Genomic DNA, 26,409 nt, shown 5'->3' on the forward strand with positions numbered 1-26,409 from the left:
ACGCCGAACGCCCGCACGGCGCAGGAATCCTGCACCGTGCGGGCGTCGTGGACGGCCGCGGAGGTTACGCGGAGGCGTCGTCCTCGCGCATCGGGACGCGGACGTGGCGCTCGGTGGCGACGGTTTCGGCGATGTCGTAACCGGCGTCGACGTGGCGGATCACGCCCATGCCCGGGTCGTTGGTGAGCACCCGGCGGACCTTCTCGCCCGCCAGCGGCGTACCGTCCGCGACGCAGACCTGGCCCGCGTGGATCGAGCGGCCCATGCCGACGCCGCCGCCGTGGTGCAGGGAGACCCAGGACGCGCCGGAGGCGACGTTCACCATGGCGTTGAGCAGCGGCCAGTCCGCGATGGCGTCCGAACCGTCGAGCATCGCCTCGGTCTCGCGGTAGGGCGAGGCGACCGAACCGCAGTCGAGGTGGTCACGGCCGATGGCCAGCGGCGCCTGCAGCTCACCGGAGGCGACCATGTCGTTGAAGCGCTCACCGGCCTTGTCGCGCTCGCCGTAGCCCAGCCAGCAGATCCGCGCGGGCAGACCCTGGAAGTGGACCCGCTCACCGGCCATCTTGATCCAGCGGTGCAGCGACTCGTTCTCCGGGAAGAGGTCGAGGATCGCCTTGTCCGTCTTGTGGATGTCCGACGCCTCACCCGACAGCGCCGCCCAGCGGAACGGGCCCTTGCCCTCGCAGAACAGCGGACGGATGTACGCCGGGACGAAGCCGGGGAAGGCGAACGCCCGGTCGTAACCGGCCAGCTGCGCCTCGCCGCGGATGGAGTTGCCGTAGTCGAAGACCTCGGCACCGGCGTCCATGAAGCCGACCATGGCCTCGACGTGCTGGGCCATCGACTCGCGCGAGCGGGTGGTGAAGCCTGCCGGGTCCTTCGCGGCGGCGTCCTTCATGTCGTCGAAGTCGACGCCGACCGGGAGGTACGACAGCGGGTCGTGGGCCGAGGTCTGGTCGGTGACGATGTCGATCGGCGCGCCCTCGGCGAGCATCCGCGGCAGCAGCTCCGCGGCGTTGCCGAGCAGCCCGATGGAGAGCGGCTTGCGCGCGTCACGGGCCTCGGTCGCCAGCTGGAGCGCGTGCTCCAGGTTGTCGGCCTTCACATCGAGGTAGCGGTGCTCGATACGGCGCTCGATGGCGCGCGGGTCGCAGTCGATGCAGATCGCGACGCCGTCGTTCATCGTCACGGCCAGCGGCTGGGCGCCGCCCATGCCGCCGAGACCGGCGGTGAGGGTGATCGTCCCGGCCAGGGTGCCGTTGAACTTCTTCGCGGCGACCGCGGCGAACGTCTCGTAGGTGCCCTGGAGGATGCCCTGGGTGCCGATGTAGATCCACGACCCGGCGGTCATCTGGCCGTACATGGTCAGGCCCAGCTGCTCCAGGCGGCGGAACTCCTCCCAGTTCGCCCAGTCGCCGACCAGGTTGGAGTTGGCGAGCAGCACCCGCGGCGCCCACTCGTGGGTCTGCATGACGCCCACCGGACGGCCCGACTGGACGAGCATCGTCTCGTCCTGCTTGAGGGTCTTCAGCGTGCGGACCATCGCGTCGAACGAGCGCCAGTCGCGGGCGGCCTTACCGGTGCCGCCGTAGACGACCAGGTTGTCCGGGTGCTCCGCCACCTCGGGGTCCAGGTTGTTCTGCAGCATGCGCAGGGCGCCTTCCTGCTGCCAACCCAGCGTGCTCAGCTGCGTGCCACGGGTGGCCCGTACCGGTCGTGCACCGTGCATGGTGAGTCCTTTTCCGTGAGGAGAGATCGGTGTGCGTTCAGTGGGGAGAGCGAGGGAGGAGCAGGTCAGTGCAGCGGGCCGGTGACGGACTCCGCGGCGCGCAGCGCCTCGCCGGAGGCGACGTAGCGGACCGCGGCCTCGATCTCGGGGGCCAGGTAGCGGTCGGTGCCGGGGCCCTCGACGTCGCGGCGGAGCCCGGCGACGACCGCGGCGGTGGCGGGCGCCGGGGTCAGCGGGGCGCGCAGGTCCAGGGCGCGGGCGGCGGTCAGCAGCTCCACGGCGATGACCCGGGTGAGCCCGTCGACGCCCTTGCGGAGCTTGCGCGCGGCCGACCAGCCCATCGACACATGGTCCTCCTGCATGGCGCTGGAGGGGATCGAGTCGACCGACGCGGGCGTGGCGAGGCGCTTCAGCTCCGAGACGATGGCCGCCTGGGTGTACTGCGCGATCATGTGGCCGGAGTCCACGCCCGGGTCGTCGGCGAGGAAGGCGTTGAGCCCGTGGTTGCGCGCCACGTCCAGGAAGCGGTCGGTGCGGCGCTCGGCGACGGAGGCGACGTCGGCGACCGAGATGGCGAGGAAGTCGAGGACCGCGGCGACCGGCGCACCGTGGAAGTTGCCGTTGCTCGCCACCCGCCCGTCGAGCGTCACGACCGGGTTGTCGACGGCGCTCGCCAGCTCCCGCGAGGCGACCAGCGCGGCGTGCGCGGCGGTGTCCCGGGCGGCACCGTGCACCTGCGGCGAACAGCGCAGCGAGTACGCGTCCTGCACCCGGGTGCACTCCGGGCCGCGGTGGCTCGCCACGATCGCGGAGTCGGCCAGCACCGCACGGAGGTTGGCGGCGCTGTCGGCCTGGCCCGGGTGCGGGCGCAGCGCCTGGAGGTCGGCGGCGAACACCGCGTCGGTGCCGAGCTGCCCCTCGACGCTCATGGCCGCGCCGATGTCGGCGGTGGCCAGCAGCGTCCGCAGGTCGTGCAGGGCGAGGATGAGCTGGCCCAGCATGCCGTCGGTGCCGTTGATGAGGGCCAGGCCCTCCTTCTCCTGGAGCACGACGGGGGTGATCCCGGCGGCGGCCAGCGCCTCACCGGCCGGTCGCAGCTCGCCCGCGGCGTCGCGGACCTCGCCCTCGCCCATGACCGCCAGCGCGCAGTGCGCGAGCGGCGCCAGGTCGCCGGAGCAGCCGAGCGAACCGTATTCCCGCACGACGGGGGTGATGCCCGCGTTGAGCAGCGACGCGTACGCCTGCGCGGTCTCCGGCCGGACGCCGGTGCGGCCGGTGGCGAGGGTGGACAGGCGCAGCAGCATCAGCGCGCGGATCACCTCGCGCTCGACCTCGGGGCCGGAGCCCGCGGCGTGCGAGCGGACCAGGCTGCGCTGGAGCTGGGCGCGCAGCTCGGTGGGGATGTGACGGGTGGCGAGGGCGCCGAAGCCGGTGGAGACGCCGTAGTGCGGCGTGACGTCGTCGGCCAGCGCCTCGATGACCTTCCGGCTCTGGCCGATCTCCTGCTGGGCCGCGGCCGAGATCTCCACGGGGGCACCGTGGCGGGCGACGGAAACGACATCGTCGGCGCTGAGCGGGCCGACGTCAACGAGAACGTGGTTCATGCCTCCATGAAGCACCGGGCGGCAAGGGTTCCGCCATGTCCGCCGCGGCTCTTGTGTCTGGGATCCAAGACATTTGCCCGGCGTCGGGGAGTCTCGGCACCGAGACGGCGGTAGCGTCACCGCATGTCCATCGTGCCCGCGGCGGCCCAGGTCCTGGCCGTACTGCGCTATCTCGCCCGGCAGGTCGGCCCGGTCCAGGCCGCCGCCATCAGCCGCGACGTGGGGCTGCCCCGCTCCACGACGTACCACCTCCTCGACACGCTGGTGCACGACGGATTTGTGGTGCATCTGGCGGACGAGCGCCGCTACGGACTCGGCGTCAGCGCCTTCGAACTCGGCTCCGGCTACAGCCGCCAGGCGCCGCTGGCCCGGCTCGCCCGGGTGCCGCTCGCCGGTCTGGTGGACCGCACCGGCCACAGCGCCCATCTCGCGGTGCTCCACGGCCGCGAGGTCATCTACGTCATCGAGGAACGGGCCCTGGGACGGCCGCCGCTGGTGACCGAGGTGGGGGTGCGGCTCCCTGCGCATCTGACCGCCAGCGGCCGGGCGATGCTGGCCCGGCTGGCGCGGGCACAGGTGCGGGCGCTCTTCCCGGACCCGTCGGTCTTCGTGGAGCGCACCGGCACCGGCCCGCGGTCGCTGTCCGCGCTGCACCAACTGCTCGTCGAGGTCCGGCGGCGCGGCTACGCGACGGAGGAGGGCGAGGTCACCGCCGGGTTCTCGTCGGTGGCGGCGCCGGTCCTCGACCACGGGGCGCATCCGATCGCCGGGGTGGCGACGACCTTCCCGGCGGCCGAGGTGGACGCCGCCCAGCGCGCCCGGCTGGCCGAGGAGGTCGCCCGCACCGCCCGCGACCTGACCCTGCGCGTCGGCGGCACCCCCGCCGACTGACCGCGAACACCCCCGCCCCACAGGCGCGTTGACGCAACGTTCAGCGAACGGCAACCCCCCGCGGCCAGCCTCTCCGTACGGGCCTTCGCCGATGCGCCACGGGGGAGAGGGTCCGGCCAGATCCCGGACGGCCGCGGGGGGCGGACGGACCGGGAGCACGGCGGCGGGCCCGACAGGGGGACGGGGCGGCGGCCGTGCCGGGTCGCCCGCGGGGAGGGCGGCCCGTCCGGGGCGGCACCCGGGGGTACGGTCCCGGATGCCGCCCCGGACACGGACGAGGCCCGGCACCGCGGGGGGTGGTGCCGGGCCCGGCGTGCGTCCGGGGGCGGGGACGCGTCCGCGGGCGGGTCCGCGCGGGCGCCGCGCCCCGGGGGGCGGACGGCGCGGCGCCCGCGGACACGCGCCGGGGTGAACCGTGCGGGAGCGGTCAGCCCCGGGCGTCCTGGTGTCCGGCCACGGGCCGGTGCTGCTGTGCGTTGCAGAACGGCACCGGGCCGTTGTTGGCCACGTACTTGGCGGACACCCAGCTCGCGCGGTCGCGCAGCAGGTACCAGACGTCGTTCCCGCCGATGTTCTGCGCGCGGACCTTGCAGCGCAGCCCGAGCTGCGCGCCCTGACGCTGGTAGCCGGTGGAGGGGGCGTCCGTGCTCGGGTACTGGCGCTCCTTCATGCCGGTGACCGAGAGGACCTTGCCGTACGGCTGCACGGCGGCCGCCTGGGCGGGGGCCGCGGCGAGCACCGTGGTGGAGAGGGCGGCGGCCGCGGCCAGCGCGCCCGCTGTGCTGACGAACTTCTTGCCGCGTGCGAGGGTGCCGCTCATGGACATGGGAGGTCTCCTGTTCTCGACGCGCAATGACGCCCATTGCCGCGAGGGGGACATTACGCCCGGAATGCCTCCGTGTCGGTGCCGAATCACGGGAGAAGCGCTGATCGTGTGAGCGGTGTTCGGGTGTCCGGCGCCCCGCACAGTGGTGCTCCGCGTCTCCCGGGGGCGCAGTGGCCCGGGAGGCGCGGAGCACGTCCGTGTCGCCGCCGCTCACGGCAGATAGCGTTCGAGGGCGGCGGCCCCTTTCTCCTCGATCATGCGCCGTGCCCATTCCAGGCTCTCGGGGCTCGGTTCCCGCCCCGACGCCCGCACCAGATCCTCGGCGTCGAACGGCCGCTCGCCGCCGGTGTACAGGTCCGTCGGCCGTTCGGTGGTCGCTCCCTCGTCGTCAGCGCTCACGGATGTCCTCCTCTTCCGGCCCGCCCGGACACCTGCTCACCGTCCGGTCCGGCCGACGCTCACTTCGGGTCCCTCCATCATGCGACCGCCGCCCCCGGTCCGCACGGCGTCCGGCCGGGGCCCGGCGGGCGGCGTTCACGGCGCCGTACGGTCGGCGTTCCCGGTGGTCCCGGCCGGGCGGACGAACTGACGGCCGGTGGTCGGGTCGACCAGTACGAAGTCGGTGACTTCCGCGGAGGTCTGCCGCACCGCGATGGTGCGCTCCGGGTCGTACCCCGGCCACGCCCGGCCCCCGGCGGGCGGCGTCTTCTTCAGCTCGATCGGCGGGGTCAGCGGGGTGCCGCCCGCGCAGCGCACCCGCGGCACCCCGTGCCCGTCGACGAGGACGGCGGTCCCGGCCTGCATCACCGCCTGGTAGTCGGTGGCCTCGCCGTCGCGGAAGCCGTGGGCGGTGATCCGGGTGTCGTAGCGCAGCTCGACGGGGGTGAGGGCGCGTACCGCCTGCGGGACGGAGCTGTCCTCGATGCCCTCGGTGTCGGCGAACGCGGCGGTCCGCGCCCGGTCGGCCGACAGGTACCGGATCAGCTGGCCGGTGTCGCAGGAGGCCGTGGTGCGCCTGCCGCCGTAGAGGCCGTGCAGCGAGCCGGGCAGGTCGCGGACGGTCTGCGGGCGGCGCGGTGCGGCGTGCGGTGACGGCGGGCCGGTGCGGTGCGCCACCGACGCGGTGAACGGGTCGGGGCCCGGGTCCTGAAGCGGCAGCGGCAGCAGCCCGGTGCGGGCCTCGGCCGCGGCGGGCGCGCCCTGGTACGGCCGGGTGAGGAAGCCGGTCAGGAGCAGCCCGGCCGCGAGGATCCCGGCGGGCAGCGCGAGCCGGGCGGTCCGGCGCCACCAGGGTGCGGGTCCGGTCGGCCGGACCGGGCGTCCGGTGGCGGCCGGATACCCCTGGGGCGGGTGCCCGGCCGGGGCGTGGCCGGTCGGCTCCCCGGCACCCCGGGCGTCGTCCGGGTCCGGGGGCCCGTGCTCGGGCGGGGGTGGTGTCGTGGTCACGGCCCTCTCCGATCGTCCGGCGTCCGGTGGCGGGGGGCGCGGGGCAGGACGGTATACGGGGCGCGGGCCCCGCTGTGCCGTTCCGTCCCACTTCGTCCCCGCCGGACCATTGTCTGCCCGGCGCCGCCACGCGCCGCAAGCCGGGCGGCGGGCCGGGGGGTGCGGGCGTACCGTGCGCCCGGCGTCAGACGAAGAAGGCGTTCATCCCGGGCACGTCGGAGAGGTAGGTCTCGATCCGCGCGATCCGCCCGTCGCGGAGCGTGCAGACCGTGGCCAGATGCTCGTCGAGCACGGCATCCGCGCGCCGTGCGGTGTTGTGCAGGGAGAGCGCCACGTTCTCCCGGCTGACCAGGACGTGCTCCAGCGCGAAGTCGAGGCCGTACGAGGCGATCAGCCGGGCGCGGTCCACCACGGCGTCGGCGCCGTCGGCGGTGCCGGAGACGGTGTTGTCGCCGGGCAGGGTCCAGGTGGCGTCGGGGTGCAGCAGGGCCCGGATGCCGTCCCAGTCGCGGCTGGTGAGGGCCTGGTGGAAGCGGTGCCCGAGGGCGAGGGCGGCTTCGTCGGTGGACATGGCGATCCCTTTCGGCAGCTCTAACGCAGAGATCTCTGCGTTAGAGCGACTGTAGACATGCCGCTCGCTAACGCACAAGTCTCTGCTTTAGCATGGTGGGGTGAACGCTGACGCCTCGACGAAACGGCCCGGTGGCCGCAGTGGCCGCGTCCGTGCCGCCGTGCACGACGCCGCGGTCGCGCTGGTGGCCGAGCACGGCGCCGACCGGGTCACCCTCCCTGCCGTGGCCCGTCGCGCCGGGGTCAACTCCAGTACCCTCTACCGCCGTTGGGGCTCCGTCGCCGCGCTCCTGGCCGATGTCGCCGGCCACCGCGACGACGCCGGCGCGCCCCCGCTCGCCGGTGATCTCCGTACCGATCTGGAGCGCCGCGCCACCTGGACGCTGACGGAGCTGTCCCGGCCCGGCGGTATCGCCTTCTTCCGCGCCGAGGTCGCCCCCGGTATCGACGAACGCCACGCCGGGCTGCGGGAGTGTCTGGACCGTGTCAGCGCACGCTTCCGGCCCGCCCTCGATGCGGCACGGGAGCGCGGCGAGGCGCCCCCGTCCCTGGAGCGGGTCCTGGACCGGATCGTCGCCCCGCTCTACTTCCGGGTCGTCTTCTCGCTCCCCGGCACACACGACGGGTACGTCCGCGAGCTGGTCGCGGAGCTGCTGGACGGGCCCCGCGGAGAGGGGTGAGCGGGGGCCGGTGAGCCGGGCTTCCGGCCCGGCGGACGGGTCAACTCCCGTGCCGGGGGGTGCCACCGGGCGCCCGCCCGGAGGCCGGTCGCGCTGTCGCGTACGCCTGCCGGGGCGCCCGTCCCCCCCCCGGAATTCTTCGCGTTCGTACACGAGAGTCAACTTCGCTCCCCGCGCGGCCGGTTGTCGTTACCGGTGCCGCGGCTGTCGGCCGACGTCCCCGGTACAGGACCCCAACACCCCGACGTCACAAGAGCGTTACGTGGATGACGGTGGCGCGTCACAGTGGTCCGTGAGGCTGGCGGTGCCGAGGGGCCCGCAGGGGTGCTCGGTGCTCACATCCGGTCCTCCCCCCACGATCCGATCAGGATGGGACCTGCACATGCGAACTCCGCCGAGCCGTGCCCGCGCGCGGCGGGCCGCGGTGCCCGGGCGCCCCACGCCCCGCCGCACCGTGTCCCGGAGGCGTCACCGCGACGCCGAGATTGTCATGTATTCAACAAACAGGCCGGGTGCGGTGCGACACCCGGCCGCCTGCCACCCCGCGCCACGCCACCGGGCGAGACGGCGCGGGTGAGACCCGCCCCTCACCGGCCCGGTGCCCCGCGGCCCCGCCCGCATGCGCCGCGCCATCCGTGAACGCGCGTCAGCAACACGGCAGTTGACCCGGACCGGGCCGCCCGCCGGACCGCGGACGTGTCGTCGACGTGGCCCCGCGACCCGGACGCCCGCCGAGGACACCGCCCCGGTCCCGCACCGGCCCGGCCCCGACCGTGGCAAGAAAGGACCCTCACCGGTGCTCACTTCGCACCCCGCACCCACCTCCCCGCCCGGGGCCGGACCCACCGCGCCCCCGCCCGACGACGCCCGGGCCGTGGCGCCACCGGACGCCCCCACCCACCACACCACCGGCCATGTCCTCCTCGTCGGCGCCCCCGGGCCGCGCCGCGACCGGCTCACCCACACCCTGACCGCCACCGGCCACACCGTCCGCCACGCCCCGCCCGGCGGCCTCGCCCACCACGTCGGCCAGGCACCGCCGGACGCCGTCGTCGCCCTCGACCCGGGCGAGCCCGCCGCACCGCCCGGCGACGGCCCGGCCCCGCGCCCCGCACTCGACCTCGTCCACGAGATCCGCACCGCCCCCGCGGGCCGCGCCCTGCCGCTCATCGTGGTCGGCGCCGCGGATGTCGCCGCCGTCCTGCGCCACGGCGCCGACGACTGCGTCCCCGAAGCCTCCGCACCCGCCGAACTCGCCGCCCGGATCGAGGCGAAGCTCCGCCGCGTCCCCGTCCCCGTCGAGAACCTCCTCCTCGACCCGCGCACCGGCCTCTACTCGCACCGCCACTTCCGCGCCGAACTCGACCGCGAACTGCGGCGCCCCGCGGCCGGGCGCAGCGGCGGCGCGCTCGCCGTCGTCGCCGTCGCCGAGATGGCCGCCCTGGAGACCCGGCTCGGCCCGCGCGTCCGCCGGGAGGTCGCCGAACGCCTCGCCGGGGTCGCCGAACGGCTCGGCGCCGCCTGCGACCGCTTCGGCTGGGACGAGGACGGACAGCTGCTGATGCTGCTGCCCGGCGTCGACGAGGACACCGCCCGCCGCGCCCTGGAGCACTTCGCCACCACCGTCGCCGGGACCCGCTTCGTCGTCGCCGACGAACACGTCCGCCTCACCCCGGCCATCGGCTGGCTGCCGCTCACCGCCTGCCCCGACGCCGACCGGGGCCCGCGCCTCGCCGCCGACGCCGCCACCGAGGCGCTGCGCCACCGCGATCTGCGGCCCGTACGGCACGCCGCCTGGATGCGCGGCGCCCCGCACCGCCGCCCCCGCCGCACCCTCGGCTCCCTGCTGCGCCCGCCGCTCTCCGCCCTCTCCCCGGCGCTCTCGCTGCTCCTCGGCGTCGGCGTGCCCTACCTCCTCTACCGGCAGACCCATGCGCTCGGCTGGGAGCTGGGCTCCGCGATGTACTGGGTGGTCGTCGCCGGTCTGGTGCTGTCCGCGCTGCTCATCGTCGTCGAATGCCTCTTCTCGCTGGACGCCCCCGAGCGGCCGGCGGAGCCCGGCGCGCCCTATCCACCGGCCAGCGCCGTGATCGCCGCGTATCTGCCCAACGAGGCGGCGACGCTGGTCGAGACCGTCGAGTCGTTCCTGCGGCTGGAGTACCCGGGCGAGCTGGAGATCGTCCTCGCGTACAACACCCCGCATCCGCTGCCGGTCGAGGACACCCTGCGGGAGATCGCCCGGCGCGATCCCCGGCTGGTGCTGCTGCCGGTCGCCGGGTCCACCTCCAAGGCGCAGAACGTCAACGCCGCGGTGACGCGGGTGCGCGGCGAGTTCGTCGGCATCTTCGACGCCGACCACCACCCGGCGCCCACCGCCTTCCGCGACGCCTGGCACTGGCTGTCCAACGGCTACGACGTCGTACAGGGGCACTGCGTGATCCGCAACGGTGACAGCTCCCGGATCGCCCGGCTCGTCGCGGTGGAGTTCGAGGCGATCTACGCGGTCAGCCACCCCGGACGCGCCCGCCTCTACGGCTTCGGGCTCTTCGGCGGCTCCAACGGCTTCTGGCGCACCGATCTGCTGGCCCGCACCCGGATGCACGGCTCGATGCTCACCGAGGACATCGACTCCACCCTCCGCGCCCTGGGCGAGGGCGCCCGCTTCGCCGTCGACCGCACCCTGCTCTCCCGCGAACTGGCGCCCACCACCGCCACCGCCCTGTGGAACCAGCGCACCCGCTGGGCACAGGGCTGGCTCCAGGTCACCCTCACACACCTGTGGCGGGCGCTGCGTTCCCCGGTCTTCACCGCCCGGCAGAAGCTCGGCCTCTTCGTGCTGCTCGGCTGGCGCGAGGTGCAGCCCTGGCTGACCCTCCAGATCCTGCCGGTGCTGCTGTACGCCTGCTGGCGCGCGGGCGGCCCCACCCACCTGGACTGGGCAGTGCCGGTCGGCGTCCTCGCCACGCTGCTGACGCTCTCCGCGGGGCCGGTGCAGGCGCTCTTCGCCCGGCGGCTCGCGGTGCCGGAGATCCGCCGCCGCACCCCGTGGTTCTGGTTCTACTTCGCCGCCTCGACCGTCCTCTACAGCCACTTCAAGAACATCGTGGCCCGTCAGTCGCACCTCAAGGAGGCGCTGGGCGACCGCCAGTGGCGGGTCACCCCGCGCGCCGTCTCCCGGGCGGTGGCCCGCCGATGACCACCACCGCCACCCCGGCTCCCGCCACCCCGGCTCCCGCCACCGGGCGGTCGCGCGCCTCCGACCTCGACGGGCTGCGCGGTCTCGCGGCGCTGAGCACCGTCCTCTTCCACGTCTGGCAGCAGTACCACCGCTACGACGCCGCGGGCAGCCATCCGCCGATCGACCAGCCGCTGATCGGCGCGGCCCTGTCGTTCGAGGTCATCGACCTGTTCTTCGTGATGTCCGCGTACCTGCTGACCCTCTCGTACGCCCGCGCCGCCATCGACGGCGGCGCCACCCGTACCGCCCGGGTCTTCCTCTTCCGCCGCGCCGTGCGGATCCTGCCGCTGTACGTCCTCGCCGTCCTCACCGTCTGGGCCACCCGCAACCCCGACCTGCCCGGCGACTGGCGGGACCTGGCCGAACACCTCACCTTCACCCACCTCTTCGACCAGCGGCGGATCTTCTACACGCTCGGCCCCAGCTGGTCGCTGTCGCTGGAGGTCTGCTTCTACCTGGTGCTGGTCGTCCTCGGGCCGCTCGCGGTCCGCGCCTGCCGCCCGCTGCGGCGGCGCGGTGCCCGGATCGCGGTCTGCGCGGCGGGCTGCGCGGCGCTGTACGCCCTGCCGTGGGTCTGGATCGCCGTCGCCCACCACGGGCTCGGCGTCCCGCACACCGACTGGGTGGTGTACTTCGGCCCGGCGGCACGGTTCGGCGGGTTCGCCGCCGGGATGGGGCTCGCGGTGCTCACCACGGCGCTGGGGGAGCGGGGCCGTCCGCGCCGCGCCGTCGCCCTGCCGCTGACCGCCGCGGTCCTCGCCGCGCTCTACGCCCTCTCGCTGCTCTCCGCCCCGGAGAACGCGGCCTTCACCTACTACCACCCGCTGGCCTCCGCGCTCTGGGCGGTGCTGCTCTACGCCACCCTGCGGATCCGCCGCCGCACCGTCTGGAACCGCTTCCTGACGGCCCGGTGGCTCACCCTGGTCGGGCTGTGCAGCTACAGCCTCTTCATCTGGCACGAGCCGGTCATGCTCCAACTGCACCGCGCCGGACTGCTCCCGGCCCAGCAGGCGGGCTTCCCGCTCGCCGTGCTGCTCGTCCTCGCGGCGGCGCTGCCCGTCGCCTGGCTCAGCTACTGGCTCCTGGAGTACCCGGCGGGCCTCCTCGGCCGCCTCAAGGACGGCCGGGGGCGCCCCCGCGAGTTCTACCCGGAGGCGCCGCCCGCCACGGCGTGACGCCCACGCGCCGCCGGAGCCCGCCGCGTACGGGCTCCGGCGGCGCGCCCTCACCGGTCCGCGTCCCCGACCGGCAACAGCCCCACCAGCAGCCCGGCCAGCGCCGCGGCGCAGCCGGTCGCCACCACCACGGGCCAGCCGCCCGCCGTCCAGGCCAGCGCACCGCAGAGCGAACCGGCCGCGATCCCGAGGAACCGGAGCGTGAAGTAGAGGGTGTTGAGCCGGTTGTGGAGCGCCGTATCGAGGCGGAACAGCACCGTCTGGGTGGCCGCCTGCCCGCCCCACACCCCCACGTCCAGCACGATCACGCCCGCGATCACCCACCACAGCGAACCGGTCCCCGGCAGCAGCACCAGCCACCCGACGACCACCAGCCCGGTCAGCGCCGCCGTCGCCCCGCGCCGCCCCCACCGCTCCGCCAGCCGCCCCGCGGACGGTGACGCCGCCGCGCTCGCCGCCGCCACCAGCCCGAACAGTCCGATCCGCGCCGGGTCGAGCCCGTGGCCGTCCGCCAGCAGGAACGTCAGCGTCGTCCAGAACGCGCCGAACGCCACCCCCACCAGCGCCCCCGACACCGTCACCACCCGCACCACCGGACGCCACCACAGACGGGGGAGCGAGGCGAGCGTGGCGCGGTAGCCGGACCCGGAGGCGGGCGCGGCGGCCGGGAGCTGCGGCAGCGCCCGGCGCAACACCACCATCAGCCCGAGCGTCAGCAGACACGAGACGGCGTACACCGTCCGCCACCCGGCCAGCTCCGCCAGCGCCCCGGCGTACGCACGCGAGGCCAGCACCCCGACGAGCAGTCCGCCCTGCACCGTACCGACGATCCGGCCGCGTCCCGCCGCCGGGCCGCCCGGCGCGTCCGCCAGCGCCACCGCGAGCGGGGTGAGCAGCTGCGGCACCGGCGACAGCACCCCGAGGGCGAACCCCGCCACCAGCAGGCACCACACCGACGGCGCCACCGCGCACACCGCGAGCGCCGCCGCCGACCCCCATCCGAGCGTGAGGATCAGCCGCCGCCGGTCGTGGCTGTCGCCCGCCGGTACCAGCAGCAGAATGCCCGCCGCGTACCCCGCCTGGGTGACGGTCGGCAGCGCCCCGAGCGTCCCGGCATCCGTGCCGAAGGAGCGGGCCACGGCGTCCAGCAGTGGCTGGTTGAGATAGACGTTGGCGGCCGTGACGGCGGCGGCGACCGCCAGCAACGGCACCGGCGACCGCCCGCCGAGCGGCGGCGGACCGCCCGTCGTACCGTCGCTGACCTGGGCGGAAGAAGTGAATTGCTGCACAGCCCCCGACGCTAGGGCGGCGCCGGACGGCATACTTTCGAACCCCGGCCGTCCCCTGTCGAGAAGCGGCCGGGACGGCGGGCGGAGAGGAGCGGCACCGTGTACGGCAAGAGCGAGGACCGGGACGACTACCAGCACGTCCCCCGGCCGCTGGCCGCGATGGCCCGCGACCTCCCCGACGGCCACCACATCCCGCCGCACCGCCACCGCCGCCACCAACTCCTCTACGGCACCACCGGCGCGATCACCGTCACCACCGCCCACGGCACCTGGATCGTCCCCGCCACCCGCGCCGCCTGGCTCCCGGCCGGGCTCACCCACGCGATGACCTGCGCCGGAGCCGTCGCGATGCGCACCCTCTACATCGACCCGGCCGCCGCCGGACACCTCCCCGCCGACCCCGCCGTGGTCCCCGTCTCCCCGCTGCTGCGCGAACTCATCGACGAGGCCACCCGCATCCCCGTCGCCTACGACCCCGACGGGCGCGACGGCGCCCTGATGCGGCTGCTCCTCCTCCAGCTCGCCCCCGAACCGCTCCCCGCGCTCCATCTGCCCGCCCCCGGCGACGCCCAGCTGGACGGGGTCTGCGCCGCCGTCCGCCGCGACCCGGGCGCCCGCTGGTCCACCGCCGACCTCGCCGCCCACGCCCACCTCAGCCCCCGCGGACTGCACCGCCGCTTCACCGCCGCGACGGGCATGAGCCCCGCCCGCTGGGTCCAGCAGGCCCGGCTGCTCCACGCGGTCACCCTGCTCGCCGCCGGAACCCCTGTCACCGCCGTCTCCGGCGCCCTCGGCTACGCCACCCCCAGCGCCTTCACCGCGATGTTCCGCCGCACCCTCGGTACCACCCCCAGCGGCTACTTCACCGCCCCGCCGCCCGCCGCCGCACCCCGGTAGCGGGCCGCGCGCGGGCGGTACGCGGCGCCGGGGCGGCCGGATCCCCCGGACCGGCCGCCCCGCCGTCTCACGCCTTCTTCAGCCGCGCGACGATCCCGTTGATGTCCTCCTGCGCCCGCGCGGGCCGGACGAAGTGCCCGCCGGGCTCCTCGTGCGCCTCGTACCGGATCCCGGCGCCGTCCAGCGCCGCCCGGAACTCCCGCTGGCCGCGCAGGACCTCGACCTCGTTGAGGACGTCGAACGGGTCGACGGGGTTGGGGCTCGTCCCGGCGACCAGGAAGACCCGCTTGCCGCGGAAGCTGTCCAGGTGCTCCATCGGGTTGTCGGCGCTGACCTTCGCCTCGTCCCACAGCGGCGCGCCGTAGATGGTGCCGCCCGCCAGGTCCAGCGCGGCGGCCGAGATGTTCGCCCAGTTGGCGACGGCCCCCAGATCGCGGCGGAGGCTCGGCGGACCCGAGTGCGCGCTGACCGACGCGAAGCGGTCCGGGTACTTCGTCGCGTACTTCAGCGCACCGAAGCCGCCCATCGAGAACCCGCCGACGGCCCGGCCCTCGTACTCCGCGTACGTCCGGAAGTTCGCCTCCACCCACGGCATCAGCTGGGCCATGTGGAACGTCTCCCAGTTGCGCGGCCCGGTGTTGGAGTTGACCGGGTTGGAGTACCACCCGGCGTGGCCGCCGTCGGGCATCACCACGATCAGCGGCTTCCCGGCGGTCAACCGGCGGATGTCGAGCCGGTCCCAGGTCATGAAGTCCTGGTCGGTGCCGCCGCCGTGGAAGAGGTAGAGGACCGGGTAGGTGCGCCCGCTGCTGTGGTAGTCGTCCGGCAGCAGGACGTTGACGGCGGGCTGCCAGGCGATGGCGTCGGTCGCGAAGCGGTAGAACCACATCCGGGAGTCGTGCTCGTTGCGCTCGACGATGCGCAGCCCGGCGCCGTCGCCCGGCGCCGCACCGGCGGGAGCCGCGGCCGCCAGGACCCCCGCCCCGCCCAGCGCCAGCGCGGCGGATACCCCGCCGACGGCCTTCAGCACGTTCCGTCGGCTCGTGCGGTGCTCGCTCAACATGACCTCCAGGTCGAATGGCGGCACGGCCGAGGCGCGTGCCGCGGAAAGCTCGGGTACGCCACCGCTCCCCGCCGCCCGGGCGGTACGCCCGCGGGAGCCGGGGAGTCCGGGGCCGTGACCCGTGCGCCGGTACCCGGGAGCGCGCCGCCGCGGCATCCGGCGCACCACAGCGGGCGCACGCCCCCTGCATCGCGTCCGCTGCCCGCCATCGCCGTTCCCCCCAGGCCCCGTTGGTCCCCCGTGTCCCCCGCGTCCCCCATGGCGCCGGTGGTGACGCGCCCACCCTTGCGGCGGGCGCTGAAATGCCGATGAAATTCTGTTGAGGCGACAGGGGGCGGACATGGACGGAGACTTCGGACCGGACGGGGCGGCGCGCCGGCGCATCGCGGTGCTGGGCCCGGTACGCGCCTGGCGCGACGGCACACCGCTGGCGCTGGGCCCGGTACGGCGACGGGCGGTCCTGGCCGCGCTGGCGCTGCGGCCGGACACCCGCGTCAGCCACGGACAACTCCTCGACGACGTCTGGGGCGCCCAGCCACCGCCCACCGGCCGCCGGGTCCTGCCCAGCTACGTCTATCCGCTGCGCAAGGCCCTCGACCCGCCGGGCACCCCGTTCACGGCGTCGGTGATCCGCAGCGACCGCGGCGGCTACCGCCTGTGCGCCGACGCCGTCCTGCTCGACACCACGGAACTGGCCGCCCACACCGCCGCCGCCCACCATGCCTGGACCGACGGCGACCCGGCCACCGCCGCCGACCGCTTCGGCCGGGCCCTCACCCTCCTCGGCGACGCCCCGCTGACCGGCCTCCCGGGCCCCTTCGCCCACGCCGAACGGCAACGCCTCGCCCGGCACCGCGCCACGCTCCGCCGCGACCGGCTGGCCTGCCTGGTCGACCTCGACCGGTGCGCCGAAACCCTCGACGGCCTCGCCGCGCTCTGCGCCGCCGACCCCTACGACGAGGCGCTCGCCGCCCTGCGGATGCGCGCCCTGTACGGCGCCGGACGGCAGGCCGCCGCGCTCGCCGTCCACCGGGAGATGCGCACCCGGCTCCGCGACGAACTCGGCGTCGACCCCGGCGAGGAGCTGCGCCGCGCCCACCAGGCGGTCCTCCGCCGCGACGACGCACAGCTGCGCGGCCCCCGCGCCCCCGGCGCCGCGCCCCCGCCCGGCCCGGCGCCGCGCCCCCGCCGCGTCGTCGACGACCTGCCCGCCGGACCCACCCGCCTCATCGGCCGGACCGCCGAACACGCCCTGCTCACCGAGGAGACGACGGCCGACGGCGTCACCGTCCTCGCCGTCGACGGCGTCGCGGGTGTCGGCAAGAGCGCCTTCGTCCTGCACACCGCCAAGACCCTCCGCCCTCGCCACCCCGACGGCTGTCTCTTCGTCGACCTGCGCACCCACAGCGCCGGTGCCCGCCCCCGCGCCCCGCAGCGGGTGCTGCGGCGGCTGCTGCGCGCGGTCGGCGCGCCCGGCAGCGAGGTCCCCGAGGACCTCGACGACCTGACCGCCGCCTGGCGCGCCGCGACCAGCGCCCTGCGGCTGCTCCTCGTCCTCGACGACGTACGCGACGCCGGGCAGATACGGCCGCTGCTGCCCGCCGGACCCGGCAGCACGGTGCTCGTGGCGGGCCGCCGACGGCTGCCCGGACTCGACGCCGACCGCCGTGTCACCCTCGAACCGCTGGACGGCGGCGACGGACTGGCCCTCCTCCGCGACCTGGTCGGCGCCGCCCGCGCGGACCGCGAACCGGCCGCCACCCGCCGACTGGTCCGCCTCTGCGACGGCCTCCCGCTCGCCCTGCGCATCGCCGGTGCCCGCCTCCAGACCCGCCCCGCCTGGACCCTCGCCTCCCTGGCGGAGCGGATGACCGGCGACGAACGGCGACTGGGCGAACTCCGCGCCGGGGACCGCAGCGTGGAGGCCGCCTTCCGGCTCTCGTACGACCATCTCGCCCCCGACCAGCGGCGCGGCTTCCGGGCGCTCGGCGGCGCCCCGACCGTCGAGTTCGACGTCCTGACCTCGGCGGCGATGCTGCACCGGCCGCCCCCGGAGGCCGAACGGCTGCTGGAGGGCCTGGTCGACGCCGGTCTGCTCCACCAGCCGGGACCCGGCCGCTACCGCCTGCACGACCTGGTCCGGGCGCACGCCCGCCGCCTCGCCGCGGAGAACCCCGACGAGTCCGCCACGGCGCGCACCGCCGGGCTCCGGCTCTACCTCGACGCGGGCCGCCTCACCAGCGACTGGGGCCCCGAGGGCTTCCCCACCGGACCGCGGCCCGGCGACGCCCCGTTCACCGGCTGGCAGGACGCCGACGCCTGGCTGGACGCGGCGGGCGGAGAGCTCGCCGATGTCGTCGCCCACGCCGCGGCGCTCGGCGAGAGTGACCAGGCGTGCTGGATCGCCGAGGCGCTCAGCGACTACTTCGCCCGCCGTGGCCGCTACCACGAGTGCCGCGCCGCACTGCGCACCGCACTCGCCCACGCCGAGGAGTGCGGCGACCCGCGGATGCCCGGCGCGCTGCGCAACTGCCTGGGCATCACCGACGTCTACCAGGGCCGTCACGACCAGGGGCGCGTCTGGTTCACCGAGGTGCTGCAACGCGACGGCGTCCACACCGACCTCTACGAACAGGCCCGGGCCCTCGGCGGGTTGGGCACCGTCGAACTCCAGGCGGGCCGCCCCGACCACGCCCTCGTCCACCTCACCGCCGCCCTGGCCGTCGCCCGCCGCCTGGGCGACAACTGGCTCAACGCGATGGGCCTCTGCGTCCTCGGTGCCCTCCACCACACCCGGCACCGCCACGCGCAGGCGCTCGCCTGCTACACCGCCGCCCTCACCCACGCCGAGGCCAACGGCCGCCCCCGCATGATCAGCAAAACCCTCGCCTCCACCGCCGACGTCCACCTCGACCTCGGCCACTTCGGCGAGGCCCGCGCCCTCTACCGGCACGCCGCCGACCTGGCACAACGCTCCGGCGACGCCCTGCTGCACGCGATCGTCCTGACCCGTATGGGCTCCGCCGAACACGGCGCCGGAAACCTCCCCGCCGCCACCGCCCTCCACCACCAGGCCCTCGCCCGCCACCGCACCCTCTCCCCGCTCGCCGAACCCCACCGCGACCGCCTGGAGATGGACATCCGCAACCGCCTGGGCCGCACCTACGCCACCGCCGGACGCCTCCCCGAGGCCCGCGAACAGTTCCGCACCGTCCTCACCCTCCCCGGCGCCGCCGCCCACCCCGACCAACGCACCCTCGCCCTGGAGGCCCTCCGGGAGAGCGGGGCGGCGGGGCGGGGGGAGTTGCCGTGAGGGGCGCCCGTCGGGGTGCCGTCCGGGGCGGGCCGCCCGCCGGGCACGGCCGCGGGAAAAATCGGTGGCCCGGGCCGGGCGCCGGAGGCTACCGTCGAGGCGTTGCGGACGACGCCGACGGGGCCTCGTCGCCGAAGAAGAGGGAGGTGCGGCTGATGGCTGCCGTTGCGAGGGGCATCGCCCCGCTCCAGAAGCTCATACCGTTCACCTCCGTGGCCACCGGCTGACCCACCACCGACGGCAGACGCCGTCCCCTCACGCCCGCCCGTACCCCGGGCCGGGGCGTGCGGCCGGGGCCCGTACGAAGGGCCTCCCGAGCGGGGGTTCGTGCCCGGGCGGATCGTCCGTGTCGACCGGGGGCGGGTGGACGCCGTGGTGGCGGACGGTGCCGGGGTGCGGACCGTGCTCGTGGACACCGCGCCGGTGGCGACCGGTGATCCGCTGCGGGTGCCGTGCACCGGCGACTGGGCCGTCATCGACCTGGCGAACGGCCGGGTCGGGCCGGAACGGGACGGTCTCGTCCGGGCGTTGCTGCCGCGCCGTACCGCGTTCGTGCGGTCGGCGTCGTCGAAACGGTCGGACGGGCAGATCCTCGCGGCCAACGTCGACCACGCGGTGATCGCGGTGTCGCTCGCCGAACCGCTCGACCTGGGCCGTGTCGAACGGTTCGTCTCCCTCGCCTGGGAGAGCGGCGCGCAGCCGCTGCTGGCGCTGACCAAGGCGGACCTGGTGACGGACGCGGTGTGCGCCGCGCAGCTCGTCGCGGACGTCGAAGGCGCGGCGCCGGGGGTGCGGGTGCTCGCCGTCAGCGCCGAGACGGGCGAGGGCACCGAGGCGCTGGCCGCCGCGCTCGCCGCGGGGACCACGGTGCTGCTGGGCCGGTCCGGCGCGGGCAAGTCGACCCTCGCCAACGCCCTCGCCGGACGGCCCGCCCAGCGCGTACAGGCCATCCGCGACCGCGACGGCAAGGGCCGTCACACCACCACGACCCGCGATCTGCTGCCGCTGCCCGGCGGCGGCGTCCTGATCGACACCCCGGGGCTGCGGGGCGTCGGCATGTACGACGCCGAGGGCGGGCTCAGCCGGACGTTCGCGGACGTCGAGGAGTTGGCCGCGCGGTGCCGCTTCCCCGACTGCGTACACGGCGCGGAGCCGGACTGCGCGGTGCGCGACGCGGTCGAGGGCGGGCTGCTGTCCGCCCGGCGCCTGGACAGTTACCGCAAGCTGCAACGGGAGAACCGCCGCATCGTGGCGAAGACCGATGTCCGGCTGCGGGCCGAGATGCGCCGCGAGTGGCGGCTGAAGCAGGCCGAGGGGCGGGAGCGGTCGGCGCGGAAGCGGGGGACCGGCCGCCGGGGGTAGGGCCGCACCGGGTGGCGCCTTCGCCGGGGTCCGGATCGCGGACCCGGCGAAGGCGCCCCGGCGCGCCGGACCTTCGGGCGCCACGTCCGGCGCGCCGGGCGCGACCGGCGGCCCCGTTGAGGCGGGCGGTGGCCGCGCCTAGGTTGTGGGCGGGGCGATACGCCGTGGTCGCCCGGGAGTCGGCAGAGGATGTGTTCATGACGCATGCGAGGGACGCCCTTCCGTCATCCGCCGCTCCGGCGGCGAGCCCGGGCGACGCGGCTTTCGCCCGGGTCCTCGAACTGGTCGCCCGGCGGCGCGCCGAATTCGAGGAGAAGCGGCATGTGCCCCGGGACGTGATCGCCGCGTTCAAGGAAGCCGGGCTCTACCGCGCCGCCACGCCACGCCGGTTCGGCGGTGAGCCGCTGCCGCCGGGCCGGTTCCTCCGGCTCATCGAGCGGATCTCCGCCGTCGACGCCTCCGCCGGATGGGTGGCCAGCTTCGGCTCGTCCCTCGGCTATCTCGCCGCGCTCCCGCCGGACACCCAGGCGGAGTTGTACGCGGACGGCCCCGATGTGGTCTTCGCCGCCGGTCTCTTCCCCCTCCAGCCCGCCGAACCGGTCACCGGCGGCTACCGCATCGCCGGGCGCTGGAAGTTCGCCAGCGGCTGCCTGGGCGCGGACGTACTGGGTGTGGGGATCACGGTGGGCCAGGACCGGGCGGGCCGCCCGCTGACCGCGCTGCTACGGCCCGAGCAGGTCGAGATCGCCGAGAACTGGCAGGTCATCGGCATGCGGGGCACTGGCAGCCACGATCTCGTCGTCGACGGCGCGGTGGTCCCCGAGGAGTGGACGTTCGTCCGCGGCGGCCCGCCCACGGTCGACGAACCCCTCTACCGCTACCCGACGGTCCCCTACGCCGCGCAGGTCCTGGCCGCGGTGGGCCTCGGGGTGGCCCGCGCCGCCCTCGACCAGGTGATCTCCGAGGGCGGACGGGCGAGTTACACGGGCGGGCCGGTCGCCGCGGACCGCCCCTCGTACCGGATCTCCGTCGGGCGGTCCGAGGCGCAACTGCGGTCGGTCCACGCCTTCTTCCACGACATCACGGAGGAGGTGTGGCAGGCCGTCGAGCGCGGCGACCCCGCCACCGACCGGCAGACCGGTCTGCTGCGCCTCGCCGCGGCGCACGCCGCCAAGACGTCGTTCGAGGTGGTCCGGGACGCCTACCAGCTCGCGGGGATCCGCGCCATCGCCGACGACAGCCCCATGCAGCGCTATCTGCGCGACGCCTCGGTCGTCCCGCAGCACGCGTTCCTCCAGGAGACCATGTACGACGGTGCGGGGGCCGTGCTCCTGGACGCCCGGCCCTTCCCCGGGTTTCTCTGAACGCGTCACTCCGCATCCGTCACCCATCGGAAAGGCACCACCATGTCCGGCACCCCCGACGCGCCCCTGCGCGTCCTCTTCTGCATCGGCGTCAACCAGAACTTCTTCGATCTGCCGACCGGGCAGCACAAGACCGTCTGGGACGGCACCGTGACCATGCTGGAGCAACTGCACGCCCTGCCCGGGGTCGAGGTGCTCGGCACGATGGACGACGACCAGCACATGGTCGGCCCGTCCGACTCCTGGCCGTGGACCTGCTACGTCCTCGCCGACGTTGTGGACCAGCGCACGGTCGCCGACGCCTGCAACCTCTTCCGCGCCGTACAGGTCGGCGAGTACGGGCTGTGGCGCTACATGAAGATCGAGGCCAGGATCGGCCGTCCGCTGCCGGATGTGACCCGATGAGCGACGAGGCGGCGGACGACCGGCAGGTCGCCCTGGTCACGGGCGCGGCGGGCGGACTCGGCGGCTGTATCGCCCGGCGGCTGCACGAGCGGGGCTTCCGGGTGGCGCTGACCGATCTGGACGCCGCTGCCGCCGCCGACGCGGCCGAGGAGCTGGACCCGACCGGCCGGAGCGCCGTCGGACTGGCGCTGGACGTACGCGACAAGGCCGCCTTCGCCGCCGTGCGCGACCGGCTGACCGAGCGGTGGGGCGCCGTGCACGTCCTGGTGAACAACGCCGGGCACTCCAAGGTCGAGGTGCTGATGGAGATCACCCCGGAGAGTTTCTCCGGGGTGGTCGACACCAACCTCAACGGCACGTTCTACGGCTGCCAGGTGTTCGGCGAGTACTTCGCGGCGCGCGGTTACGGACGCATCGTCAACATCGCCTCCCTCGCCGGGCAGAACGGCGGCACCGCCACCGGGGCGCACTACGCCGCGGCGAAGGGCGGCGTCGCCACGCTCACCAAGGTCTTCGCCCGCGATCTGGGCGCCCGGGGCGTGACGGTCAACGCCATCTCGCCCGGCCCGCAGGATCTGCCCGTCGTCCGGCGCACCGTCGCCCCGGAGCGGCTGGCGCAGATCGAGGCCACGATCCCGGTGGGGCGGCTGGGGCGGCCGGAGTTCATCGCGGACATGGCCGTGCTGCTCTCCTCGGAGCACGCGGACACCGTCACCGGCGCCTGCTGGGACGCCAACGGCGGCCTCCACATGCGCTGACCTGCGCCTCCCGGGGCCCCGCGGGCACGGCGTCGGCGCCGGTGCCCGCGGGGCCGTCCGGCTGCGGCTCACTCCGGCTCCGGTGGCGCGACCGGACGGGTGGGAAAGGCGGCGTCGGCGCGGAGTCCGGCCGCGCGGAGCCGGAGCAGCTCCTCGAACTCCCGCACCCGGCCCGCCCGGTACGCGGGGACGTCCTCGGGCGCGTAGTGGTAGAAGCCGGTGCCGTCCTGGAGTCCGCGGCGCCGGGCCGTCATGTTCTCCTCGACCACCGCGGGCGCGCGGAACCGGTCGCCCAGTTCGGCGGCGAGGTAGCGCGACGCGTAGTACAGGATGTCCCCGCCGCCCCAGTCGATGAATTCGAGCGGGCCCAGCACGCAGAAGCGGGGGCCGAGTCCGGCGCGTACTGCCTGATCGATGTCGGCGGCGCTCGCCACGCCCTCCTCGACCATCCGCGCGGCCTCGTTCATCAGGAGGGCCTGGAGCCGGGGGACGATGTATCCGGCGGTCGGCCCGCAGACCACCGGGACCTTGCCGATGTCCCGCAGCAGCGCGGTCAGCCGGGCCACCCGGTCGGGGTCGGTGTCCTCGCTGCGGCTCACCTCGACCAGCGGCATGAGATCGGCGGGGTTGAGCCAGTGGGCGTTGACCACGCGGCTGCCGTCGCGGACCAGCGCGGCGAGGTCGGTGACGAGGAACGTCGAGGTGGTGGACGCGATCACCGCCGTACCGGCCGCGGTGGCGTCCACCCAGGACAGCACGGACCGTTTGACCTCCAGGACCTCGGGGACCGCCTCGAAGACCACGTCCGCCGCGGCGAGCGGCGCCGCGGCCGCCGCGCGGTCGCACACGGTGAGCCGTGGCGCCCGCCCGGGCCCGTGCGCGGGCCGGGCGCCCAGACGCTCCAGGACCTGTTGTTCGGCGGCCTTCCGGTAGGGCGCCCGGTCCCCGTCGGTCTCCTTGACGTCCGCCAGCGTCACGTCCCGCCCCGCGGCCAGGAAGGCGAGCGCGATGCCCTGCCCCATCCGGCCCGCGCCGACGACCACCACCCGGGGATGCTCCGTGTCCGTCACCGTGAGAACCCTTCCTGGAGCAGTTCGCGGAGCGCGGGACGCGTCAGACCGGCGAGCCCCAACGACTCCCAGGTGCGGCCCCGTGCGTACAGATCGGTGCCGGTGACGGCCGAGGCGATGCTCAGCAGGCCCTGGGCGACCGGCGTGGGACACCCCGCCCACCTCCCCGTGGACACCAGGAACGACAGCCCGAGCCGGGTGTCCTCCGTCAGGTAGCGGTGGTGGAGCAGATCGACCGGCTCCCGCCAGTCCCCGCTGTCGGTGAGCCTCCCGTGGGCGCCGCGCCCGTACATCCACTCGTCGCCCGCCGTCGCATAGTGGTCGGCGAGCGGGAAGTGCGGGGCGCCGTACCCCAACTCCCGGCGCAGCGCGATCCGTTCGGCGTCCAGCGCGTCGGTCACCCGCCTGATCGACGGCTGGGTCCCCTCCTGGTGGATGTCCCAGGACGCATGGTGTTCGAGGGGACCGGCGTTCATGAGGATCAGCGGCGGATGGATCACCGGCCCCGCGTTCATCAGCGCACCGCTCAGGGCGTCCTCGACCGGCTCGACCGCCGGGTACGCCTCGCGCAGTACCCGGAACGCGCCCTCGGCCGACCGGGCGGGGAACACGCCGGTGGGCAGCCGGGTGGCGTACGCGCTGACCGCCACCTCGTCCGGGCCGTGGGTGCGGGCGAGGTAGGGCAGCGTGCCGGTCTCGGCGAACGCGACCCGCGCGCGGTTCCCCGCGGCGGCCAGCGCCTCGGCGAAGAGCACCGTGCCGAAGGTGCCGGGCGGCAGAAGGACCACCTGCCCGTCGCCGAGCAGCGGCGCCAGACGGGGCGCCAGGTCCGTGTGGGCGGTCGCCGGGAGCGGGACGACCACCAGCCGGGCGCCGCGCACCGCCCCGGCGAGGTCCGCCACCGGCCGGATCGCCCCGGGCCGCGGCGCCGCGCCGACCGGGACCTGCCGCAGCCCCCGGTGGTCCCGGAGCCCGAGGGTGCCGCGCTCGCCCAGGGCGGCCAGGGCCGGGGCGTTCCGGCGCCACCAGCGCACGGTGTGGCCGCCGTCCGCGAGCGCGGCGGCAGCGGCGAAGGCGCCGTGCCCGCCGCCGAGAATCGTGAGGTCCATGGGTGCCGTTCCCTTCGGTGGGCGCTCCGGTCTCAGCCGACCGCACCGTCCGGGACCGCGCCCAGCGGCTCCCGGGCGGCCAGCCGCTCCTGACGGGCCATGCTGTCGCGGAAGGGCGCACAGCCGAGCCACAGCAGCCCGATGCTGAGGACCCCGGCGATCCCGTAGACCAGCGACAGCGACGTCCCGATCCGCGCCTCGGAGCCGAGGACCTCGTCCGTGACCAGCGCGACCAGCGTCGTGCCGCCGCCCACCGCGCTCAGGCTCAACACCAGCAGGAAGAGCGCCGACACCTGGGCGCGCACCTGGTTGGGGCTGAGCACCTGCATGGCCGCGGTCGAGGCGGGCATCGCGAACGAGCCGAAGAACATGGTGACCGCGAGCAGCGCCAGCGACAGCCCCACCGGCCTGACGTGCGGGAAGAGGACGACCGGAACCACCATGCCGACCGCTCCGACCAGCCCGGCGCGCATCGACCCGTCCGGGTGGCCGCGGTGGGTGAGCCGGTCGACGAGCCAGCCGCCGAAGAGCACGCCCGCGCCGTTGGCCACCAGCACGACGGCGCCCAGCGCGTACCCCACCTGGGTCGGGTTCATCCCGAACGTCCGGAGGTAGAAGGCCGGTGCCCACGACATCAGGCCGAGGAGCACCATCCCGTAGAGGGAGAAGCCCACGACGTGGAACGAGAACGTCTTCGCATGGCCGCGGAGGAAGGCGAGCGCCTCGCGCATCGCCACCCGCCGCACGGCTCCCGAGGCGTCTCGCGCCAGTCCGTGCCGGGCCGGGTCGCGGACCGTCAGGAGGAACAGCAGCGCCAGCAGCAGTCCGGGTAGCCCGAGGACGAAGAAGGTCACCTGCCAGGCGTGGACGTCACCGACCAGCGGCAGGGCGACCGTCCGGACGTCCTTGACCAGGCCGATGACGTATCCGCCGATGAAGAAGGCGGCGCTGCCCCCGAGGAACGAGCCGAGCGCGTAGATCCCGAGGGCGCGGCCCAGCCGCTCCTTGGGGAACAGGTCGCTGAACATCGAGTAGGCGGCGGGCGTCAGCGCCGCCTCCCCGACGCCCACGCCCACCCGGGCGAGGAACATCTGCGCGAAGCTCCGGCTGAGCCCGGAGAGCGTGGTGGCCAGGCTCCACAGCGCGATGCCCACGGAGATGATCACGGGGCGGGAGCGGCGGTCCGCCAGCGTGGCGACGGGCAGCCCCATCACCCCGTAGAGGATCGAGAACGCGAGCCCGCTGAGCAGGCTGAACTGGGTGTCCGTCAGGCTGAGATCGCGCTTTATGGGCTCGATCATCAGGGACAGCGCCTGCCGGTCGACGAACGACAGCACGTACGCGGCGGTGCAGATCGTCACGACATAGGTCCGGTACCGCGTGGACCTGGGGTTCTCCGGAGTCAGTTGCTCGGTCATGAACGGCGCCTCATCGGGGGACGGTGGTGCCCGGAACGCGGTGCAGCGAGGGCCATACCGTAGCCGTGCTCCGGACATCCGGCCACCGAGCCAATCCCTGTGCCGTACCGGGGAGTTACCGCCCCGGAGCCCGGAAATCCGCGCCGTCCGCGGCTCTTGCGGCCGTACCTCGACGGCCGGAAATCGCGGGGGGACGGCG

General features: G+C 75.0%; 21 protein-coding genes. 10 read left to right on the plus strand and 11 right to left on the minus strand.

Features of this window, described 5'->3' with window-relative positions; all coding sequences use genetic code 11:
• Positions 1 to 64: 64 nt before the first annotated feature.
• Both hutU and hutH read right to left on the minus strand, forming a co-directional pair.
• On the minus strand, positions 65 to 1,732 hold the full coding sequence (gene hutU, locus IF23_RS0104750) for a urocanate hydratase (RefSeq protein ID WP_030280108.1): 1,668 nt from the start codon (positions 1,730 to 1,732) through the stop codon (positions 65 to 67).
• A gap of 65 nt (positions 1,733 to 1,797) precedes the next feature.
• On the minus strand, positions 1,798 to 3,336 hold the full coding sequence (gene hutH / locus IF23_RS0104755) for a histidine ammonia-lyase (RefSeq protein ID WP_030280117.1): 1,539 nt from the start codon (positions 3,334 to 3,336) through the stop codon (positions 1,798 to 1,800).
• 123 nt (positions 3,337 to 3,459) lie between these two features.
• Here hutH and IF23_RS0104760 point away from each other — a divergent pair, with 123 nt between their 5' ends.
• On the plus strand, positions 3,460 to 4,227 hold the full coding sequence (locus IF23_RS0104760; protein WP_030280119.1) for an IclR family transcriptional regulator: 768 nt from the start codon (positions 3,460 to 3,462) through the stop codon (positions 4,225 to 4,227).
• 427 nt (positions 4,228 to 4,654) lie between these two features.
• Here the strand turns inward: IF23_RS0104760 and IF23_RS0104765 are convergent, their stop codons facing one another.
• The 4 genes from IF23_RS0104765 to IF23_RS0104780 form a co-directional block, all read right to left on the minus strand.
• Positions 4,655 to 5,053 carry a hypothetical protein gene (locus tag IF23_RS0104765; RefSeq protein WP_037677347.1) on the minus strand — a complete coding sequence of 133 codons (399 nt, stop codon included), beginning with the start codon at positions 5,051 to 5,053 and terminating at the stop codon, positions 4,655 to 4,657.
• Between the two features lie 210 nt (positions 5,054 to 5,263).
• Entirely contained in the window at positions 5,264 to 5,452 is a 189-nt protein-coding gene (locus IF23_RS0104770) for a hypothetical protein (RefSeq protein ID WP_030280121.1), read from the minus strand.
• 135 nt (positions 5,453 to 5,587) lie between these two features.
• Positions 5,588 to 6,499 carry a DUF6777 domain-containing protein gene (locus IF23_RS0104775; RefSeq protein ID WP_051739222.1) on the minus strand — a complete coding sequence of 304 codons (912 nt, stop codon included), beginning with the start codon at positions 6,497 to 6,499 and terminating at the stop codon, positions 5,588 to 5,590.
• A gap of 184 nt (positions 6,500 to 6,683) precedes the next feature.
• On the minus strand, positions 6,684 to 7,070 hold the full coding sequence (locus IF23_RS0104780) for a nuclear transport factor 2 family protein (RefSeq protein WP_030280125.1): 387 nt from the start codon (positions 7,068 to 7,070) through the stop codon (positions 6,684 to 6,686).
• 100 nt (positions 7,071 to 7,170) lie between these two features.
• Between IF23_RS0104780 and IF23_RS0104785 the strand changes: the two genes are divergently transcribed.
• The 3 genes from IF23_RS0104785 to IF23_RS0104795 all read left to right on the plus strand — a co-directional run bounded on the left by IF23_RS0104785 (position 7,171) and on the right by IF23_RS0104795 (position 12,162).
• Positions 7,171 to 7,749, plus strand: a complete 579-nt coding sequence (locus IF23_RS0104785) for a TetR/AcrR family transcriptional regulator (RefSeq protein ID WP_037677350.1) — start codon at positions 7,171 to 7,173, stop codon at positions 7,747 to 7,749.
• A 796-nt stretch (positions 7,750 to 8,545) separates the two neighbouring features.
• Positions 8,546 to 10,945, plus strand: coding sequence for a glycosyltransferase (locus tag IF23_RS0104790; RefSeq protein WP_030280127.1), 2,400 nt, complete (start codon positions 8,546 to 8,548; stop codon positions 10,943 to 10,945).
• Positions 10,942 to 12,162, plus strand: coding sequence for an acyltransferase family protein (locus IF23_RS0104795; protein ID WP_107126879.1), 1,221 nt, complete (start codon positions 10,942 to 10,944; stop codon positions 12,160 to 12,162). Before IF23_RS0104790 ends, IF23_RS0104795 begins: the two co-directional genes overlap by 4 nt.
• Positions 12,163 to 12,212: 50 nt before the next feature.
• Here IF23_RS0104795 and IF23_RS0104800 read toward each other — a convergent pair whose 3' ends face one another.
• Positions 12,213 to 13,451, minus strand: coding sequence for an MFS transporter (locus IF23_RS0104800; RefSeq protein ID WP_245654887.1), 1,239 nt, complete (start codon positions 13,449 to 13,451; stop codon positions 12,213 to 12,215).
• A 99-nt stretch (positions 13,452 to 13,550) separates the two neighbouring features.
• Between IF23_RS0104800 and IF23_RS0104805 the strand changes: the two genes are divergently transcribed.
• Positions 13,551 to 14,348, plus strand: a complete 798-nt coding sequence (locus IF23_RS0104805) for an AraC family transcriptional regulator (RefSeq protein ID WP_030280136.1) — start codon at positions 13,551 to 13,553, stop codon at positions 14,346 to 14,348.
• A 67-nt stretch (positions 14,349 to 14,415) separates the two neighbouring features.
• On the opposite strand, the gene IF23_RS0104810 is transcribed toward IF23_RS0104805, so the two are convergent.
• The gene (locus tag IF23_RS0104810; protein WP_030280137.1) at positions 14,416 to 15,411 is read right to left on the minus strand and encodes an alpha/beta hydrolase; all 996 of its coding nucleotides are present in this window, start codon (positions 15,409 to 15,411) and stop codon (positions 14,416 to 14,418) included.
• A 340-nt stretch (positions 15,412 to 15,751) separates the two neighbouring features.
• Here IF23_RS0104810 and IF23_RS0104815 point away from each other — a divergent pair, with 340 nt between their 5' ends.
• The 5 genes from IF23_RS0104815 (at position 15,752) to IF23_RS0104835 (ending at position 22,613) form a co-directional block, all read left to right on the plus strand.
• A complete protein-coding gene (locus IF23_RS0104815) occupies positions 15,752 to 18,724 on the plus strand; it encodes an AfsR/SARP family transcriptional regulator (RefSeq protein WP_037677352.1) in 2,973 nt (990 codons plus the stop codon).
• Positions 18,725 to 18,889: 165 nt separating this feature from the next.
• Positions 18,890 to 20,086 (plus strand): ribosome small subunit-dependent GTPase A, encoded by a 1,197-nt coding sequence (rsgA, locus tag IF23_RS0104820; protein WP_078653788.1) that lies wholly within the window; start codon positions 18,890 to 18,892, stop codon positions 20,084 to 20,086.
• A gap of 197 nt (positions 20,087 to 20,283) precedes the next feature.
• Entirely contained in the window at positions 20,284 to 21,450 is a 1,167-nt protein-coding gene (locus IF23_RS0104825) for an acyl-CoA dehydrogenase family protein (protein ID WP_030280153.1), read from the plus strand.
• A gap of 42 nt (positions 21,451 to 21,492) precedes the next feature.
• Entirely contained in the window at positions 21,493 to 21,855 is a 363-nt protein-coding gene (locus IF23_RS0104830; protein WP_030280155.1) for a hypothetical protein, read from the plus strand.
• Positions 21,852 to 22,613 (plus strand): SDR family NAD(P)-dependent oxidoreductase, encoded by a 762-nt coding sequence (locus IF23_RS0104835; protein ID WP_030280158.1) that lies wholly within the window; start codon positions 21,852 to 21,854, stop codon positions 22,611 to 22,613. The genes IF23_RS0104830 and IF23_RS0104835 overlap by 4 nt, the downstream gene beginning before the upstream one ends.
• Before the next feature lie 68 nt (positions 22,614 to 22,681).
• Here IF23_RS0104835 and IF23_RS0104840 read toward each other — a convergent pair whose 3' ends face one another.
• Genes IF23_RS0104840 through IF23_RS0104850 form a run of 3 tightly spaced genes read right to left on the minus strand, consistent with a single transcriptional unit; the run spans position 22,682 to position 26,210 of the window.
• A complete protein-coding gene (locus IF23_RS0104840; RefSeq protein WP_245654888.1) occupies positions 22,682 to 23,683 on the minus strand; it encodes a 3-hydroxyacyl-CoA dehydrogenase NAD-binding domain-containing protein in 1,002 nt (333 codons plus the stop codon).
• The gene (locus IF23_RS0104845) at positions 23,680 to 24,792 is read right to left on the minus strand and encodes an NAD/NADP-dependent octopine/nopaline dehydrogenase family protein (RefSeq protein WP_030280160.1); all 1,113 of its coding nucleotides are present in this window, start codon (positions 24,790 to 24,792) and stop codon (positions 23,680 to 23,682) included. The genes IF23_RS0104840 and IF23_RS0104845 overlap by 4 nt, the downstream gene beginning before the upstream one ends.
• A gap of 32 nt (positions 24,793 to 24,824) precedes the next feature.
• Positions 24,825 to 26,210: an MFS transporter gene (locus IF23_RS0104850; RefSeq protein ID WP_030280161.1), complete on the minus strand. Its 1,386-nt coding sequence runs from the start codon at positions 26,208 to 26,210 to the stop codon at positions 24,825 to 24,827.
• Positions 26,211 to 26,409 lie beyond the last annotated feature (199 nt).

This window comes from Streptomyces catenulae (genome assembly GCF_000718015.1).
Classification (GTDB): domain Bacteria; phylum Actinomycetota; class Actinomycetes; order Streptomycetales; family Streptomycetaceae; genus Streptomyces; species Streptomyces catenulae.